The organism is Kitasatospora sp. UYEF31 (assembly GCF_057291755.1).
Genome location: NZ_JBXAWK010000044.1, coordinates 40,857 through 56,140, shown reverse-complemented (window position 1 = coordinate 56,140; position 15,284 = coordinate 40,857). Strand labels below are relative to the sequence as shown.

The 15,284-nt window shown below is 68.0% G+C and carries 18 protein-coding genes and 1 pseudogene; 5 read left to right on the top strand and 14 right to left on the bottom strand.

Features of this window, described 5'->3' with window-relative positions:
* Positions 1 to 263: 263 nt before the first annotated feature.
* The 3 genes from AC0Z36_RS21075 to AC0Z36_RS21065 all read left to right on the top strand — a co-directional run bounded on the left by AC0Z36_RS21075 (position 264) and on the right by AC0Z36_RS21065 (position 1,721).
* Positions 264 to 428, top strand: coding sequence for a hypothetical protein (locus AC0Z36_RS21075; protein WP_485464534.1), 165 nt, complete (start codon positions 264 to 266; stop codon positions 426 to 428).
* A 388-nt stretch (positions 429 to 816) separates the two neighbouring features.
* Positions 817 to 1,155 carry a hypothetical protein gene (locus AC0Z36_RS21070; protein WP_485464533.1) on the top strand — a complete coding sequence of 113 codons (339 nt, stop codon included), beginning with the start codon at positions 817 to 819 and terminating at the stop codon, positions 1,153 to 1,155.
* Between the two features lie 284 nt (positions 1,156 to 1,439).
* Positions 1,440 to 1,721, top strand: a complete 282-nt coding sequence (locus AC0Z36_RS21065; RefSeq protein WP_485464532.1) for a hypothetical protein — start codon at positions 1,440 to 1,442, stop codon at positions 1,719 to 1,721.
* 588 nt (positions 1,722 to 2,309) lie between these two features.
* Here AC0Z36_RS21065 and AC0Z36_RS21060 read toward each other — a convergent pair.
* Both AC0Z36_RS21060 and AC0Z36_RS21055 read right to left on the bottom strand, forming a co-directional pair.
* On the bottom strand, positions 2,310 to 2,465 hold the full coding sequence (locus AC0Z36_RS21060; protein ID WP_485464538.1) for a helix-turn-helix domain-containing protein: 156 nt from the start codon (positions 2,463 to 2,465) through the stop codon (positions 2,310 to 2,312).
* A gap of 5 nt (positions 2,466 to 2,470) precedes the next feature.
* On the bottom strand, positions 2,471 to 2,782 hold the full coding sequence (locus AC0Z36_RS21055) for a transposase (RefSeq protein ID WP_485464537.1): 312 nt from the start codon (positions 2,780 to 2,782) through the stop codon (positions 2,471 to 2,473).
* A gap of 458 nt (positions 2,783 to 3,240) precedes the next feature.
* On the opposite strand from AC0Z36_RS21055, the gene AC0Z36_RS21050 reads away from it, so the two are divergent.
* A complete protein-coding gene (locus AC0Z36_RS21050) occupies positions 3,241 to 3,591 on the top strand; it encodes a PRC-barrel domain containing protein (protein ID WP_485464531.1) in 351 nt (116 codons plus the stop codon).
* A gap of 187 nt (positions 3,592 to 3,778) precedes the next feature.
* On the opposite strand, the gene AC0Z36_RS21045 is transcribed toward AC0Z36_RS21050, so the two are convergent.
* Entirely contained in the window at positions 3,779 to 4,270 is a 492-nt protein-coding gene (locus tag AC0Z36_RS21045) for a MarR family winged helix-turn-helix transcriptional regulator (RefSeq protein WP_485464530.1), read from the bottom strand.
* A 101-nt stretch (positions 4,271 to 4,371) separates the two neighbouring features.
* Between AC0Z36_RS21045 and AC0Z36_RS21040 the strand changes: the two genes are divergently transcribed.
* Positions 4,372 to 4,950, top strand: a complete 579-nt coding sequence (locus tag AC0Z36_RS21040; protein ID WP_485464529.1) for a YceI family protein — start codon at positions 4,372 to 4,374, stop codon at positions 4,948 to 4,950.
* A 255-nt stretch (positions 4,951 to 5,205) separates the two neighbouring features.
* On the opposite strand, the gene AC0Z36_RS21035 is transcribed toward AC0Z36_RS21040, so the two are convergent.
* The 11 genes and pseudogenes from AC0Z36_RS21035 to AC0Z36_RS20985 form a co-directional block, all read right to left on the bottom strand.
* Positions 5,206 to 6,087, bottom strand: a complete 882-nt coding sequence (locus AC0Z36_RS21035; protein ID WP_485464528.1) for a YwqG family protein — start codon at positions 6,085 to 6,087, stop codon at positions 5,206 to 5,208.
* A 136-nt stretch (positions 6,088 to 6,223) separates the two neighbouring features.
* Entirely contained in the window at positions 6,224 to 7,459 is a 1,236-nt protein-coding gene (locus AC0Z36_RS21030) for an NADH:flavin oxidoreductase (protein WP_485464536.1), read from the bottom strand.
* A 23-nt stretch (positions 7,460 to 7,482) separates the two neighbouring features.
* The gene (locus AC0Z36_RS21025; RefSeq protein ID WP_485464527.1) at positions 7,483 to 7,659 is read right to left on the bottom strand and encodes a hypothetical protein; all 177 of its coding nucleotides are present in this window, start codon (positions 7,657 to 7,659) and stop codon (positions 7,483 to 7,485) included.
* Positions 7,660 to 7,776: 117 nt separating this feature from the next.
* Positions 7,777 to 7,974, bottom strand: a complete 198-nt coding sequence (locus AC0Z36_RS21020) for a hypothetical protein (protein WP_485464526.1) — start codon at positions 7,972 to 7,974, stop codon at positions 7,777 to 7,779.
* 143 nt (positions 7,975 to 8,117) lie between these two features.
* Positions 8,118 to 9,065 (bottom strand): annotated as a pseudogene (locus AC0Z36_RS21015) (hydroxyacid dehydrogenase); the annotation flags it as partial.
* A gap of 93 nt (positions 9,066 to 9,158) precedes the next feature.
* Positions 9,159 to 9,347, bottom strand: coding sequence for an acyl-CoA carboxylase epsilon subunit (locus AC0Z36_RS21010; RefSeq protein WP_485464525.1), 189 nt, complete (start codon positions 9,345 to 9,347; stop codon positions 9,159 to 9,161).
* On the bottom strand, positions 9,344 to 10,876 hold the full coding sequence (locus tag AC0Z36_RS21005; protein ID WP_485464535.1) for an acyl-CoA carboxylase subunit beta: 1,533 nt from the start codon (positions 10,874 to 10,876) through the stop codon (positions 9,344 to 9,346). Before AC0Z36_RS21005 ends, AC0Z36_RS21010 begins: the two co-directional genes overlap by 4 nt.
* Positions 10,877 to 10,995: 119 nt before the next feature.
* Complete coding sequence (locus AC0Z36_RS21000) at positions 10,996 to 11,814, bottom strand: 4'-phosphopantetheinyl transferase family protein (protein WP_485464524.1); 819 nt, start codon at positions 11,812 to 11,814, stop codon at positions 10,996 to 10,998.
* Positions 11,815 to 12,042: 228 nt separating this feature from the next.
* Positions 12,043 to 13,248, bottom strand: a complete 1,206-nt coding sequence (locus AC0Z36_RS20995) for a methyltransferase (protein WP_485464523.1) — start codon at positions 13,246 to 13,248, stop codon at positions 12,043 to 12,045.
* A gap of 147 nt (positions 13,249 to 13,395) precedes the next feature.
* Complete coding sequence (gene fabG / locus AC0Z36_RS20990; RefSeq protein ID WP_485464522.1) at positions 13,396 to 14,163, bottom strand: 3-oxoacyl-[acyl-carrier-protein] reductase; 768 nt, start codon at positions 14,161 to 14,163, stop codon at positions 13,396 to 13,398.
* Positions 14,153 to 15,262: a beta-ketoacyl synthase N-terminal-like domain-containing protein gene (locus tag AC0Z36_RS20985; protein ID WP_485464521.1), complete on the bottom strand. Its 1,110-nt coding sequence runs from the start codon at positions 15,260 to 15,262 to the stop codon at positions 14,153 to 14,155. The genes fabG and AC0Z36_RS20985 overlap by 11 nt, the downstream gene beginning before the upstream one ends.
* Positions 15,263 to 15,284: the final 22 nt, after the last annotated feature.

Below are 15,284 nucleotides of genomic sequence, written 5' to 3'. Positions count from 1 at the left end.
GAATGCTTTCTCGACAATCGCATCCTGGCAGGTCAGGGGCACCTTTTCAGTTCAACTTGACGGTTGGTCAACTTCCGTTGAATAGGCGAGGCTGACGCAGGGACTTACCACCGCGAGGTCGTGCCCGGCCTGCTCGCCGCCGCCGGGGTCGGCGGGCTCGCGCCAATTATCCTCCGCATCGGCGACAGCGGGTGGACGTACCGCAACAATCACGAGCGGCTCCGAGTCGACACGGGCGCGGCGGACGACGCGGCCACCACATCATGTGCCCGTCGGTCGCCATCGGGATCCAGCTGACCGGCTCCTCGCCGGAGACCGGTTGCCTGGAAGTGTTCGCGGGCACCTACGGCAGGACCTACGCGCCGCCCGGCGACCTGGATGAACTCCCGTACACGATCGTCCCGACGGAGCCGGGTGATGTCACCTAACACAGAGGCGTCAGCGTGAGTTACGACCAACATTCCAACGGGAGTTCGCAACCGCCCCGGCCCGCGCAGCCACCCGGCGGTGGGTGCGTCGACGCAGGGACGGAGCGGATGGTCCGTGCGTACGGTCGCCATCACCGGAACCCTGGCCACTGCGGTGCTCGGCGCAGTGGCCACCGCCGTAGTGCAGCACCTGCTCGATGACGCTCCCTCGAACACTGCTGTGACGACTCGGAATCCACCGAGCACTCCGATAGCCGTGGGGCCCGTTTCGGGGTCGTCCGCGGAGACCAATCCTTTCCCGACTGCGTCGGCAAGCGCGTCCAAACCTTCAGCGACCGCGTCCAAGTCTTCAACGGCTATTGCGAGTCCGGCCTCCATCCTGGAATTGGTGCGCTGGCATGACCAGTTCCGGGTGTCGAACGCCTCCCAGGTCGACTTGGACAGTGTGCCGACCGCCTGCGGTCCGTACGCGATGAGTTACAACTTCGCGGGCGTGAGTTACAGCTCTCCCATCGCGACCTGGGAGGCCGCCGGGACGCCGACCGGCGCCGATTGCAAGACCCGGCTGGGAAGTCACCCGGTGTCGTCGTTCGCCATCCACGATCTGCATGTGGGTGATCGGTTCTGCGTCGGGACCAAGCGAGGTGAACACATCGGGTTCCTCCAGGTCACCAGGGTCGTGGATTCGTCGAGTGCGGCCGATATATCGGCGATCGTCTGGGAGTGAACAGTCGCCTTCGAAGTCCTCTGTCTGCTTTCGGTCGTTGGACTGAAGCGACTGAAGGACTGAAGATCGAGATATGCGGCCGGTCTTCACGCAGCAGCGACATCGTGCGGGGCCAGCGGCACGGTGGGACTACTCCGAGAGTGGTGTGACTCTTCTGGGGCCGGTGTGACTCTTGCAGGGCCGGCGTAACTCTTCCGCGAAGGAACACGGCGCCGGGTCGCGCACGACCCCGAGCGGGTGTTCCCTGGGAGTGCAGGCACAAGCAGAACTGTGGGAGGTCCACCATGACCACTGCACCTGTCGGCGACTCCATCGCGCATGAGGCGTACTCCTTCGTCTGTATGAACTGCGGACACGGCTGGGAGCGCGCGTACGCGATAAGAGACGTCGCCGACCCCACACGGGGCCGCCGGGTGGAGTACTACTGCGAAGGCAGCCGGGTCCCGTCGCCGCTGAGCGCGCCCGCGTGCGACTTCTGCCAGGGCCGCCGGGTGCGGATCCTCGGTTCAGGGCGGGTGGCGGCTGCGGACTCCGGGTCGACAGTGCGGCCGGAGCTGATGATCTAGATGCCGTAAGGATTGCCACCGGCGGACTGGCCGGTTCCGCGGGGCGCTACCGGGGGCCTGTTCGGGAGTGACCGAAGCGGTCGTCGCCGGGAGTGACTGGCGTCGCGCGCCTGGACTGGAGCGACTGATGGACCGAAGACGCTAGTTCACCGGACGTTTTCCGGATGTTGTTTTGTGCCGCCCTGTGCAGCGAGCGCGGCCCCCGGGCTGGGTGGCCGGTACGGAGCACAGGGACTGAAGCGTCTGGCGTTCAGTCCCTGTGCCGCGCAGGATCGGTGCAGTGGGGTTTTGTGTCGGTGTTCTGCAAAGCGGATTCCCCGAAATGCCCGTAGAAGCAAGGCAGTCGGTCCAGTTCATCCAAGATTCGCGTGTATTTTGCTGCCCGTTTTTGAGCTGGAAAATACACGCGAATCTTGGACTGTAGCGACCAAAGGACCCAAATCCAGAACTCACCGGAGCAATGGACTTCCAGCGGCCCAGCAACCAGGACCTTGATCTCAACTGGTCGAAGCAATTGAGGCGGCCAGCAGCTCGGCGAAGACCTCGGCGGGTGTCTGGTGGTCGAGGATACGGTGGGGCCGGGTGTTGTCAGCCAGTCGCCTGGCCTCCGGGGGCCTTCCCCACGATGCGGCGGGAGAAGGCGTCGCGGATGCCGTGCCGTTTGAGGACGGCGTGGACGCGCGGGGAGCCGTAGGTGCGGCCGGACTCGGTGTGTACGCGCCTGATCTGTTCGGTGAGTTCGATGAGTTTCAGTACCGTCGCCGGTTCGGGTCGAGCTCCTGTGCGAAAAAAGCCGAGGCGGCTTTGAGGTTGTCGACGGTGCGGCGCAGTTCCCTGTTCTCCTGGCGGAGTTTGGCCAGGTCGGCCTTTTCCTCGGTGGTGGGGCGGTCGTGGCGTTCGCCGGCGTCGGCTTCGGACTGCCGGATCCAGCCGCGGAGGGCTTCGGGGTGGACGCCGAGTTTCTCGGCCATCTGGCGGATGACGGACTTGGGTTCGGTGGTGCGGTACATCGTGATCGCGCGTTCCCGCAACTCCAGCGGGTACTTCCTCGGTGCGGTGATCTGCTCGGTCGGACCGGACCGGACTGAACCAGACCGGACCGGACTGAACTAGACCGGACTGAACCAGTCCGGACTGAACCAGACCGGACCGGACCAGACCGGACCGGACCAGACATGACTGTGGCCCGCCGACTCACGGAGAGTCGGTGGGCCACAGGTTTTATGTGTGCTCCGAGGAAGAAAATTGGGTTGGGTGTTGACTTCTTCAGAGAAGTAACCCGACCCGGCGCACCGGGGCACGGGTTCACCGTAGTGCTTCGTCGTCCGTCAACGGCAATGGTTTTCCCCGGTGTTGAACACCGGGGGCAAGTGCCGCCCGGTGGCTGCTGTTTCCTTCGGGTCGAACTCAGGTGTGAGGCACGTTCGCTGGGGCAGCCGTCTGTTCGGGGAGCGCTGGTCGCTCTCCGACGGACAGCCGATCTTGGTTCTCCGTGATGGCTATGAAGGGACGTAACGCAATGAGCGACGGCATGTGGAACTACCAGTCCACGTCCGGTCACCAGGTGGGCGCGGACCTGATCGGCTACAAGGTCGAAGCGACCGACGGGCACATCGGCAAGGTCGACAAGCACTCCGACGAGGTCGGTGCGGCGTACATCGTCGTGGACACCGGCATCTGGATCTTCGGCAAGGAGGTCCTGCTGCCCGCCGGCACGATCACCCGGGTCGACCACGAGGCCAAGAAGATCCACGTCTCCCGGACGAAGGATGAGATCAAGGACTCCCCGGAGTTCGACAAGGACAAGCACCTGGGTGACGCCGGGTATCACGACCAGGTCGGCGGCTACTACAACAACCCGCGCGGGTAATACCGCGCGCAACGTTTCGGCGGTGGCCGACCGGAATCTCCTCCCGGTCGGCCACCGCCGTGTCCGCGCCCGGATCGGGGGAGTGTCCGGAGGCGGGTTGAAGGGGCTGAAGCGACTGAAGCGACTGAAGCGACCGATTCTCCGGCTCTGTCCGTGGATTCGCGTGGATTCGCACAGGCCCGGCCGGTCACTCCGTTCCAGCGCGTGCCTCCGGGTTCGCGGTGTCCCGCAGGATCCGCAGTGCGTCGAGCAGGGCGGTGAACTGCTCCGTGCTGAGTGGGTCGACCAGCCAGGTCTGGAGTAGTTCGACATGGCCGGGGAGTGCCGCGTCCAGGCGGGCGACACCGGTCGGGGTCAGGGCCGCGTACAGCGCGCGCCGGTCTGTCGGGTACTGCTCGCGGGCCACAAGGCCGTCCTTCTCCAGACGGTCCACTATCCGGGTGATCCCGGACGAGGACAGCGAGGTCTGCGCGGCGAGGTCGCTCATGCGCAGGCGACAGTCGGGGGAGCGGGCCAGCCGGAGCAGGACCGTGAAGTCCACTTCCGACAGGCCGAATGCATGCATTTGGGCGGAGAATCGTTCCTGGAGGCCGGTGAAGGCCTCAGCGAGCAGGCCGATCGCGGTGAGGCGGGGGTCGCTGGTGAGGGTGCTCAAACTGGGTGTGGCCTTGGTGCTCATGCCTTCAGTGTAACAAGTAGTTGACAAGAGGAGTTTTGCGATGCATTCTGTTGCTCAGTTCATTGTTTAACACTCAACAAAAAATCTTCGAGGAGCCCGCCATGACTGCTGAGACCCTTCGCCGCACCTGGGACGGCCTCACCATCCCGACCGCCGGAACGTACACGCTCGACGTCGCGCACACCCGGGTCGGCTTTATGGCCAGGCACCTCATGGTCAGCAAGGTGCGCGGGCAGTTCACCGAGTTCTCCGGTGAGATCACCGTCACGGACGAGCCGATGGACTCGCGCGTCGACGTCGTGATCCAGACCGGCAGCCTGACCACCGGCGTCAAGGACCGCGACGGTCACCTGCTCAGTGGTGACTTCATGGAGCTCGAGAAGTTCCCGACGATGACCTTCCGTACGGTGCGCCTGACCGGTCACCAGGGCAGCGAGTTCACCCTGCTCGGCGAGCTGACCATCAAGGACGTAACGCGGGAGGTCGAGCTTGAGGTCGAGCTCGACGGTCTGGCGACGAGCCCGTGGGGGCAGGAAGTCCTCGCGTTCAGCGCGAAGACCGAGATCAACCGCGAGGACTTCGGGATGACCTGGAACCAGGCGCTGGAGAGTGGCGGCGTCCTGGTGTCGAAGAAGATCAAGATCGAGATCGAGGGCGAGGCTGTACGCGCCGAGGGCTGAGCGTATTCAGCATTGCGGCTGACGTGCCTGGGCGGTGCGGGCTCGGATGTCCGTCAAACCGAAGCAACCTCAGGGGCCTTTAGCGGTGCGGGCTGAAAGGCCTGAGCGCTGCGGGCCCGGAGTCTTGGGCGTCGGGAGCCCGGGGCGGGTGGTTCACTCCACCTGCTCCGGGCCTTCTGGTGTTTTCTGGCTCAGGATGCGAGGAACCCGGCCTGTTGCGGCCTCCTGGCCCAGGTCGATGACCACGCCGGTCCGTCAGGAACAATCCGCCCGATGGGCGTACGGAAGCCCCGGGCACGTCGGGCAGACGAACACGTATACACCGCCCATGTCGCCGAGAGTCAGCTCCGGTGCGCACTGGACCTCCATCCGCTCTTTGCGGGGACGCTCCCACGTGCCGGCATCCTCTGCCGGAATCCACGTGCGCCAGGACGCGCCGTCGAACTCCGCGCTCTTCACAGTGAGCAGGTGCTCCATCCGGGTGCCGCACTCCGCGCAGTCGGGCCAGGCGGGATCCTGTGTCCAGCCGGGGTAGCCGCCCACCTTGATGCCGGGGACGTCCGACAGGTGGGACCAGTACGACCAGCCGGTTTCCTCCTCCACGCTGTCGAACCGTTCCTCCAGCGAGTCGTAGAGATCATCCGGGAGATCCCAGGTCGGGTAGTCGATGACCCGTTCTGGGTGCACGACACACGGAGTTGGGACGTAGTCGTCCGGCGCGCCGACGGGCCGCGGTGTGTCGGTGAGTTGTGGGGGGCACGCGTCGGCGGTCCGCCAGTAGAGCTGTGGCCACGGGGCGTATCCCAACTCGTGGTCGAAAGGACACCACAGCATCTGCAGGACGTCCGTACCGCTGGGGAACGGGAGTTCGGGGACATCGGCGGCGAAGAGCTGGATGACCGGCACGAGTGCCTGGGCTCCAGGCTTGACCGGCGAGAGAGCTGTGACGGGGTGCGGCCGGTCGCAGTACGGCCACGGTTCCGCAGCCGGCCAGAGCACCGGTCCGCCGACCGAACTGTCCCGCGCCGTGGGTGCCCCGCGCCGGGGGTGGAGCCGTACGGCCTCCCGGCGATACGGCGCGACCTCAGGAAACAGTGCCTCCACGTCCAACGGGCGCGGCGGGGTGGTGCGGGTCATCGGGGGGCCTTCCTGACAGTCGGGTGGAACCGCAGGTTAACCACGGCGTACGACAGCGGTGGTCGGTGCCGTGCCATCCCTGACTGCGACAGCGTTGTTCAGTGTTGCGATACCCCTGACTGCGACAGCGTTGCGCTCAGCGCACCGGTGGTTCCGCGTCCACCAGCACACACCGGGTGCCCGAGTAGATCGTCGGCATGCAGCGGTTGCAGTGGACGCACAACGATTTGACCGTACGGTCGGCCTCGATGCGACGGATCAGATCCGGTTCGCGCAGCAGGGCCCGGCCCATCGCGACGAACTCAAAGCCCTCGGCCATCGCCAGGTCCATGGTGTCGCGGTTGGTGATGCCGCCGAGCAGGATCAGCGGCAGGTCCACCGCGGCGCGGAACTGCCGGGCCGAGTCGAGCAGGAACGCTTCCTCGTACGGGTACACGTGCAGGAACTTCTTCCCGATCAGCTTCACTCCGAGCTGCTGGGGCTGCGGGAAGGTCGCGGCGAACTCGGGGATCGGGGCGTCGCCGCGGAACAGGTACATCGGGTTCAACAGTGAACTGCCCGCGGTGAGTTCGAGGGCGTCGAGCGTGCCGTCCGCCTCCAGCCACCTGGCGACCTGGAGGCTTTCGTCCAGCCAGATACCGCCAGGGACGCCGTCCTCCATGTTCAGTTTGGCCGTGATGGCGATCCGGTCACCGACCGCGTCGCGCACCGCGCGGGCCACGCCGAGCGTGACCTTCGCCCGGTTGGTGAGGCTGCCGCCGTAGGCGTCCTTGCGCTTGTTGAGCTTCGGGCTCAGGAACGCACTCGCGAAGTAGTTGTGCCCGAAGTGGATCTCCACCGCGTCGAACCCCGACTCCACCGCTGTCCGCGCGGCGTCGGCGTGGGCTTGGGTAATCCGTACGATGTCCTCTTTGGTTGCGGCTTTTGTCACCTTCATGCTGATCGGATTGAACATGCGTCCTGCGGACAACGCGGGACGCCCGTTGGACTTCGCATCGGCGACTGGGCCCGCGTGCCCGATCTGGGCCGAGACCGCTGCGCCTTCGGCGTGCACGGCGTCGGTCAGCCGGCGCAGACCAGGGACCGCTTCGGGGCGCATCCAGATCTGGCGGCGTTCGGTGCGACCTTCGGGGGAGACCGCCAAGTAGGCGACGGTGGTCATGCCGAGGCCGCCGGCGGCGGGCTTCCGGTGGTATTCGATGAGCTGGTCGGTGACAAGCGCGTCGGGTGTTGCGCCTTCGAACGTCGCGGCCTTGATGATCCGGTTGCGCAGAGTCAGCGGGCCGAGTCTCCCCGGGGAGAGGACGTCGGGTATCTCACGGGGCGTCAAGGAGAACCGGGTGGGCTGGGAGGCGGGGGTCGGCTGGGTCATCGGGGTCGGCTGGGTCATCGGGGTCAACCTCCTTGCAGGGATGGGGCGTTGAGTCCGGCCGTTACAAAGGCGGTGACCGTGGCGGTCGGTGGGGGAGTTGTTGTGGCGAATTCGCCCGCGACTTCGGCCGCGACTTCGGCCGCGGGTTCGCCGTACAGCTGGAGCAGCAGGGCGAACGCGAGTCGCCATCTGTCCCGCACTTCGGCCGCGGCCAGATCAGGGCGGCCAGGACGTCCATCGTGCTCGGCCCCGTGCCTGGCAGCGCGACGGTCTCGCCGGGCTGGACGGCGTCGAGTCAGTCGGGCAGGGGAAACGGATTACAGATCCGCCGGTGCTCCCCGGGCTGCGCCGCGGGTGTCTGCGGCGGAGTGTGACCCGTGGTCAGGAAGACGTGGTCGGCGGGTACGGTGCAGTCGGTCGTCAAGGCGTAGGGGGCGGTCGGCGAGGGTGATGATCCGTTCCAGGACGCCGAGGCCGCGCGGGCCCAGGTCGATGAGGCAGACGCTGTCGGTCATGCCGGTTCGAGAACGGCAGGAACGGGGCTGGAAGCGGGGTTGGGTGCGGGGTTGGGTGCGGGGCCCGGCGCGGGGTTGGCGGTCGTGTGCGTTGCGGGGCTGGGTGCTACGGCCCCGAGTGCCCGGGCCCGGGGCGCTGGACTGTTCACCGAGTCCACCACCGGTAGCCCTGCCAGCGCGAGCCGTACCGATTCGGCGACCATCGTCCCGGCCTTCTCCTGCGCCTCCGCGGTGCCTGCTCCGAGGTGGGGGGTGACAACGACGTTGTCGAGTGTGAACAGCGGGGAATCCGTACAAGGTTCGGTGGCGAACACGTCGACGCCCGCGCCTGCGACCCGGCCCTCCTTGAGTGCCGCGTACAGCTCGGTTTCGTCGACGATGCCGCCACGTGCCGTGTTGACGATCCGTACGCCCGGTTTCATCAAGGCGAACGCCTCGAAACCGAGCAGGCCGGCGGTTTCGGGAGTGCGCGGCAGATGCACGGTGAGGAAGTCGGACCGGCGCAGGAGCTGGTCCAGGGATAGCAGTTCGACGCCGAGTTCGGCGGCGCGTTCTGGTGACTGATAGGGGTCGTACGCGACGGTCTCCATGTCTAAGGCGGCGGCCCGGCGGGCCACCAGCGTGCCCACCCGGCCCAGACCGACCACGCCGAGTGTCTTCCCCGCCAGCTCCGTGCCGGTGAACCGGCCGCGCTGCCACGCGCCGCCCTTCAGCGCGCTGTCGGCCTGCGGGATGTGCCGGGCGACGGCGATCAGCAGACCCACCGTCAGCTCGGCGACGCTGGTGATGTTCGAGGTGGGTGCGTTGACGACCAGCACGCCGGCCGTGGTGGCGGCCTTCAGATCGATGTTGTCCACGCCTACTCCCGCGCGGCCGACCACGCGCAACCGGCGTCCGTGGGCGAGGACTTCGGCGTCGACACGGGTTGCACTGCGGACCAGGAGGGCGTCCGCGTCGGCCACCGCAGCCAGTAACGCGACGCGGTCAGTGCCGTCACAGTGTCGGACTTCTACGTCTGGACCGAGCGCGTCGATGGTGGCGGGGGAGAGTTCTTCGGCGAGCAGGACAACGGATCTTTCCGATTTTTCCATGACGTCTCGTCTCCAAGGGATGTCGGGAAGGGTGACGGGACGTGCTGTCGTACGGTTTTCAGCAACTGCCGGGCAGTCGCGTCGCGGGTGGCTTCAGAAACTCCCCGGCAGCCGCGCCGCGCTCCAGGACGTCGCCGGTGCGTACGGATCGCGCCGTGGCCAGGCGGCCCGGGGCGGAGCAGTTGGCGCGCGGGCGGCGAGTAGGACGGCCACCGCCGCGGCGATGGCGGCCAGTTCTTCGTCGGTTGGCCGGCCACGCGTGACAAGAAGGTCAGTGGTCATAGCGGCGGGTTCCCGTGTTTGCGGACCGGCAGCGGCGTGTGTTTGTCGCGCAGCATCCGCAGTGCGCGGATCAGCACGGAGCGGGTCTCCGCCGGGTCGATGACGTCGTCCACGAGGCCCCGTTCGGCGGCGTAGTACGGGTGCATCAGCGCTTCGCGGTACTCCTCGACCCGCTGTGCGCGGAGCGCTTCGGGGTCGGCGGCGGCGGCGATCTCCCGGCGGAAGACGACGTTGGCAGCGCCCTCGGCGCCCATGACGGCGATCTCGTTGGTGGGCCAGGCGAACGACAGGTCCGCGCCTACGGAGCGGGAGTCCATGACGATGTACGCGCCGCCGTACGCCTTGCGGACGATCAGCTGGATGCGCGGCACGGTGGCGTTGCAATACGCGTACAGGAGCTGCGCCCCGTGCCGGATGATGCCGTCCTGCTCCTGGTCGCGCCCGGGCAGGAAGCCGGGGACGTCGACCAGGGTGACCAGGGGGATGTTGAACGCGTCGCACATCTGCACGAAGCGGGCGGCCTTCTGGGAGGCGTGGATGTCCAGCGCGCCCGCGAGCACCGACGGCTGGTTCGCGACGATGCCGACGACCTGCCCGTCGAGCCGGGCCAGGCCGCACAGGATGTTGGTGGCCCAGGTGGCGTGCACCTCGAAGAAGTCGCCGTCGTCGATGATCTCGGCGATGACCGTACGCATGTCGTACGACTGCTTCGGATCGGCGGGCACCAGGTCGAGCAGCGCGTCGTTGCGCCGGTCGGCGGGGTCGTCCGCCCGGGCGGGTGGCGGGAGTTCCCTGTTGTTCGCGGGCAGCATCGACAGCAGGTGCCGCACGTCGGCGAGGCAGCTTGCTTCGTCGTCGTACGCGAACCCCGCCGCGCCGGACTGGCTCGCGTGGGTGTCGGCGCCACCCAACTGCTCCAGGGTGACGTGTTCGCCGGTGACGGCCTGCACCACGTCGGGCCCGGTGATGAACATCTGCGAGATGCCGCGCACCATGAACACGAAGTCGGTGAGCGCGGGGGAGTACGCGGCACCTCCCGCGCACGGGCCGAGCATCACGCTGATCTGCGGGATGACTCCGGAGGCGCGGGCGTTGCGCTGGAAGATCCCGCCGTACCCGGCGAGTGCGGTGACGCCTTCCTGGATCCGGGCACCGGCTCCGTCGCTCAGGCCCACGAGCGGGGCCCCCGCGCTCAGCGCCAGGTCCATCAACTTGTGGATCTTCTCGGCGTGCGCTTCGCCGAGAGCTCCGCCGAAGATGCGGAAGTCGTGCCCGTACACGAACACCGTGCGGCCGTGCACGGTGCCCCAGCCGGTGACCACGCCGTCGGTGTACGGCTTCTTCGTCTCCAGGCCGAACCCGGTCGCCCGATGCCGGCGCAGCGCTTCGATCTCGGTGAACGACCCTTCGTCTAGCAGGAGTTCGAGGCGTTCGTGGACGGTCAGTTTGCCTTTGGCGTGCTGCCGGGCGGTCGCCGCCGGGTCGGGGCCCTGCCGGGCCTGCTCGTGGACCCGGTCCAGGTCCGTCACCCGGGTCCGCTGGTCCCACCGGGCTGTGGGGCGGCCGTGCGGTGTCTGGTCGGCGGGGTGCCGGGGCCCGGGTAGTGGAGTGGTGATCCGTACGGGTGTGTCATCCAGGATGGTCACGCTTACCTCCAGGCCGGAGTCTTCGTCGGGACGTGGTCGGGGGTGGTGAGCAGGGAGGTGGCGTCGCGTTCGACTACGTCGAGCCGGGAGCCGAGCATCGCCAGCGCCGAGCGGTAGCCGGGTCGTGGTGTCAGGTCGGTCAGGTACAGGTTGTCGGCGGGGCGGTCTCCGCCCGTCCAGTCCAGGAGCGCGGCCGGCTCGTCGGGGGCGCTGATGTGCAGCAGGGGCGGGGCGACCATGAGGCCGTCGGCGCTGGATTTCAGCACCGCTTCCTTGCGGGTCCAGTAGCGGATGAACCCGGCGGCCCGGTCCGGTTCCCGGAGTCGGGCGAGTGCGACCTGCTCGGCGGAACCCAGGACGCTGGTGATCATTTCGTCGTCGGGTTCGCGGATCAGTTCGACGTCCACGCCTAGCGCGGTGCGGCGGGACACGGCGACCACAACAAGCCCGCCGGAGTGGGAGATCGACAGCTGGGGCGGGTCGGCCACGTCGCAGAGCTGGGGTTTGCCGTGCGGCCCCGCGCAGTGCTTGCAGGTCGCGGCGAACCGGAGGTCGCGCGGGGCGAGCCCGGTGTAGCCGGACAGTACGAGGCGGGTCAGCGCGTGCGCGGTGAGGTAGCGGGAACGGGCCCCGGGCTTGCGGTACCGCTCCCAGCGGTCGAGCTCACCGGGGTCGAGGAGGTTGAGGAGTCCGGCGTTGCCGCTGTCGGTGCCGCCCCACCAGACGTGGCATTCGCCCGGGGGGAGAGTGGGGAAGAGGTCGCCTGGGTTGTGCTGCGATCCGGGTTGGGGTGCCTCCCCCGGGGTGCGGAGGTTGTCCATGTGTGTGCCTTCCACAAGAGATCGGGGCTACCGGGCGGCGCTTCCGCAGCTGCGGGAGCTTGTGGCGGAAGTGCCGCCCGGTGCGGGTGTCGACCCGTGCGGACCGGACTGCGTCTCGGATACCGCGGTGCCGTAGCGCCGTAGCGCCGTAGCGCCGTAGCGCCGTAGCGCCGTAGCGCCGTAGCGCCGTAGCGCCGAAGTGCCGTAGCGCCGAAGTGCCGCAGTGCTTCAGGCCCGCTCGGCCAGCAGGATCCGGTGCATCGGGGTGTCCAGGAGCGACACCCGGTGCAGCCCCGCCGACGCGAGCCACTGGTCGTACTCGTCGACGGTGTAGGTGTCGCCGCCGCCGGTCGCGAGCATCGATGCGGCGAACAGGCGGAAGAAGCGGTTCTGCGGCGACTTCACGCCTTGGCCCTCGTCGATGATCTGGTCGATGATCGCGATCCGGCCGCCGGGGGCCAGCGCCTTCGCCGACTTCAACGCCAGGTCGCGGGCCGCCTCCGGCGTCTGCAGGTGGAAGATGTTGACGAAGAGGAGCAGGTCGTAGCCGGTGCCCCAGTCGTCCTCCCAGAAGTTGTTCACCGTCGCGGTGAAACGCGCGGCCACACCCAGCTGGTCGGCCTGCTCGTTGGCGATCTTGGCGATCCGCGGAGCCTCCAGGCCGGTCGCGGTCGCCTCGGGGAAGTCCTGGAGGAGCAACTGGCTGTAGATGCCGGTGCCGCAGCCGATGTCGAGCACCGACTTGCCCGCACCGGTGTCCCAGCCGTCGTACGCCAGCGTCCGGGACAGCGTGTCCACGATCGGCGGAGCCCAGAAGTTGATGCCGCGCGCCAGGTCCTCGTAGTGCGACTCGGAGATCTGGTTGTGCGTGGTGTCGCCGGTGGTGTCCCGGGCACCGGTACGCACGTTCTGGGCCAGGTTCCGCCATGAGTTCCAGGCCAGCCGGCGGTCGTACTCCATTTTTCCGGTCAGGCTGTACAGCCCGCCCGGCAACAGGCACGCGGCCATCTCCGGCGGCAGTTGGTACTCCCATGATCCGTCGGTCCGCACCGTACGGTCGACGACGTCGTAGGCGTGCAGACCCTCCAGCAGGACCCGGGTGGACCGGGGGTCGGTGTCCAGCCGCTCGGCCAGTTCGAGGCTGGTCGCCGACTGCTCGTTGAGCGCCGCGAAAACCCCCAGGTCGTGGGCGGCCTCGATCGCACCGGGCGCCCACAGGCCGACCAGGTGTTCGTAGATCCGGTGCGCGGCCCGGACCTGGCGCTGCCCGTCGTCGGCGGTCGGCAGCAGCGAGGTGTCGACAAGCGGCGGCAGGTTGTCGGTGCGGGGCGCGGACACGTCGGCGTCGAGGCGGGCGATTATGGCTGCTTCGGTGTCGAGCGGGGTCTGGATGTCGATGGTCTGGATGTCGATGGTCTGGATGTCGATGGTCATGTCAGGAGCTCCTTGAAAGTCGTTATGACGTAAGGGAGTTGAGGCATGAGAGGTGATGCGGGCCACCCATGGGGCGACCGGGCGGAGCGAGGGAGGACCACGAAGGAACCGGCGAAGCTCGGCGGGCGCCCGCGCTTGGAGCCGCTTTTAGACAGAGATTCCGCCGTGGATCTCCACGACTGTGCCGGTGATGTACGCGGCTCGTTCGGAGGCCAGATAGGACACGAGGTCCGCGACCTCGTCGGGCCGCCCCATGCGCTTGAGCGGGATCGCCTGGAGCGCGCGCTTGCGGGCCGGGTCGCCGAGCACGTCGGTCATGTCGGTCTCGATGAACCCGGGCGCGACCACGTTCACCCGGATGCCCGCCCGGCCGACCTCCTTGGCCAGGGACCGGGAGAACCCGATGATCCCGGCCTTGGACGCGGCGTAGTTGGTCTGGCCCGCGTGTCCGTAAACCCCGGTGACGGAGGACAGGTTGACGATGCTTCCGGAGTGGCGCTTGACCATGCCGAACACGACCGACCGGCACACGTGGTAGACGCCGTCGAGGTTGGTGTCCAGGACCTGGTGCCATTCGTCGTCGGACATGGTGGCCAGGGGTTTGTCGCGGGTGATGCCGGCGGACGTGACCGCGACGTCGACGAAGCCGAGTTCCGTCTCGGTCTGTGCGACCCAGGCCCGGACGGAGTCCGCGTCGCACACGTCGACCTTGGCGGCGAGCACCGGGACACCGTGGCTCCGGGCCTCCTCGGCGACCTCCTTGGCAGCGGTCTCGTCGGAGCGGTAGCAGAAGCTCACGGCGTAGCCGTCCTGCGCGAGGCGGACGACGACGGCCCTGCCTATCCCGCGTGAGCCACCGCTGACCAGTGCGACAGGGCGTGCCTGTTCACCTGGGCGGGTCTGTTCAGTGGTCATCAGCGGGCTCCAGTGAAGTCGTGGCGGGACCGGCCAGGCGCAGGACGACACAGCCGACGCTGCCGTCCCGGTCGCTGGCGGTGACTACGGCGTACTTTCCGGCGGAGTCGGCCGTACGGCCCGCAGTGCTCAGCACCGCGGCGATCTGGAAGGCGGACGACGCGGCACCCGTGTCACCGATGAGCGCGGTGTCCGGGACCCGGGCGAGCGCTTCGGGGTCGAACAATCGCGCGAGGACTGCTCGTTCGGACGCGCTTGCGGTCGGCCCCGCGGTCGCAGTCCAGACCTCTTGGAGCGGTATGTCGCCCAGGGCGGACCGTACGCACTCGTCCAGAGTCGCGGCCGGGTCACCGTCGAGGTTCATCCGGAATTCGACCGCGAGGACGTCTGCCAGGCGGCGCCCGGGACCGGCGGTTTCGGCGTGTTCCAGGAGGAACATCGCGCAGCCCTCGCCGAGGGGACCGCCAGGTTCGTCCTGGGTGTGGTGGCGCAGCCACGAACGCGCGGACGAATACTCCTCGGCCGCGCCGACGACCACCCGGGTCGCCCGCCCGGCGCGCAGGAGGCGCCGGGCGTAGCCCAGGGCGTGCAGTCCCGCCGCGTCGCCTGCGGCGATCGTTGCGTTCGGTCCCTGCGTCTGGTGCCAGATCGCGCACTGCGCCGCGCTGCAGTTCATCACCGCGTTGGGCATCAGCGACGGGTCCACGTGATAGGGCTTGGCACCGGTGATCGAGGCCCGGGTGAAGTCCATCAGCGACTGGACGCTCCCCGTCGTGGTGCCGAGCACCAGCCCGGTGTCCGTGCCGGTCGTGAGTTTTTCCGCGCCGTCCCCAGCTGCGTCGAGCAGCCGGCCGACGGTGGTCACCGCGAGCGCGGTCACCCGGTCCATCGCACGGGTGCCCTTGCGGCCCAGCTCGCCCCGGGCGCTGAAGTCCGGTACGAGGCAGGCCTCGGTATCCGGGACGTCGGTCCATTGGTCCACGTCGAGTGCGGCCACGGTCTTGCGGCTGTCGCGTACACCGGCGTCGAAGGCGTCACCGCCGACGCCGTACGGCGACACGGCCGACCACGCGGAGATGACCAGATGAGAGTTGGTCATGGTTGTGTTCTCCTTTCGGGCT

Excerpts from the sequence above, each read along its gene's own strand:
- AC0Z36_RS21035 (WP_485464528.1), bottom strand. The coding sequence starts at position 6,087 with ATGACCCGCACCACCCCGCCGCGCCCGTTGGACGTGGAGGCACTGTTT.
- AC0Z36_RS20995 (WP_485464523.1), bottom strand. The coding sequence starts at position 13,248 with ATGACCATCGACATCCAGACCATCGACATCCAGACCATCGACATCCAG.
- fabG (WP_485464522.1), bottom strand. The coding sequence starts at position 14,163 with ATGACCACTGAACAGACCCGCCCAGGTGAACAGGCACGCCCTGTCGCA.
- AC0Z36_RS21075 (WP_485464534.1), top strand. The coding sequence starts at position 264 with ATGTGCCCGTCGGTCGCCATCGGGATCCAGCTGACCGGCTCCTCGCCG.
- AC0Z36_RS21045 (WP_485464530.1), bottom strand. The coding sequence starts at position 4,270 with ATGAGCACCAAGGCCACACCCAGTTTGAGCACCCTCACCAGCGACCCC.
- AC0Z36_RS21040 (WP_485464529.1), top strand. The coding sequence starts at position 4,372 with ATGACTGCTGAGACCCTTCGCCGCACCTGGGACGGCCTCACCATCCCG.
- AC0Z36_RS20985 (WP_485464521.1), bottom strand. The coding sequence starts at position 15,262 with ATGACCAACTCTCATCTGGTCATCTCCGCGTGGTCGGCCGTGTCGCCG.
- AC0Z36_RS21020 (WP_485464526.1), bottom strand. The coding sequence starts at position 7,974 with ATGACCGACAGCGTCTGCCTCATCGACCTGGGCCCGCGCGGCCTCGGC.
- AC0Z36_RS21000 (WP_485464524.1), bottom strand. The coding sequence starts at position 11,814 with ATGGACAACCTCCGCACCCCGGGGGAGGCACCCCAACCCGGATCGCAG.
- AC0Z36_RS21065 (WP_485464532.1), top strand. The coding sequence starts at position 1,440 with ATGACCACTGCACCTGTCGGCGACTCCATCGCGCATGAGGCGTACTCC.
- AC0Z36_RS21010 (WP_485464525.1), bottom strand. The coding sequence starts at position 9,347 with ATGACCACTGACCTTCTTGTCACGCGTGGCCGGCCAACCGACGAAGAA.
- AC0Z36_RS21050 (WP_485464531.1), top strand. The coding sequence starts at position 3,241 with ATGAGCGACGGCATGTGGAACTACCAGTCCACGTCCGGTCACCAGGTG.
- AC0Z36_RS21030 (WP_485464536.1), bottom strand. The coding sequence starts at position 7,459 with ATGACCCAGCCGACCCCCGCCTCCCAGCCCACCCGGTTCTCCTTGACG.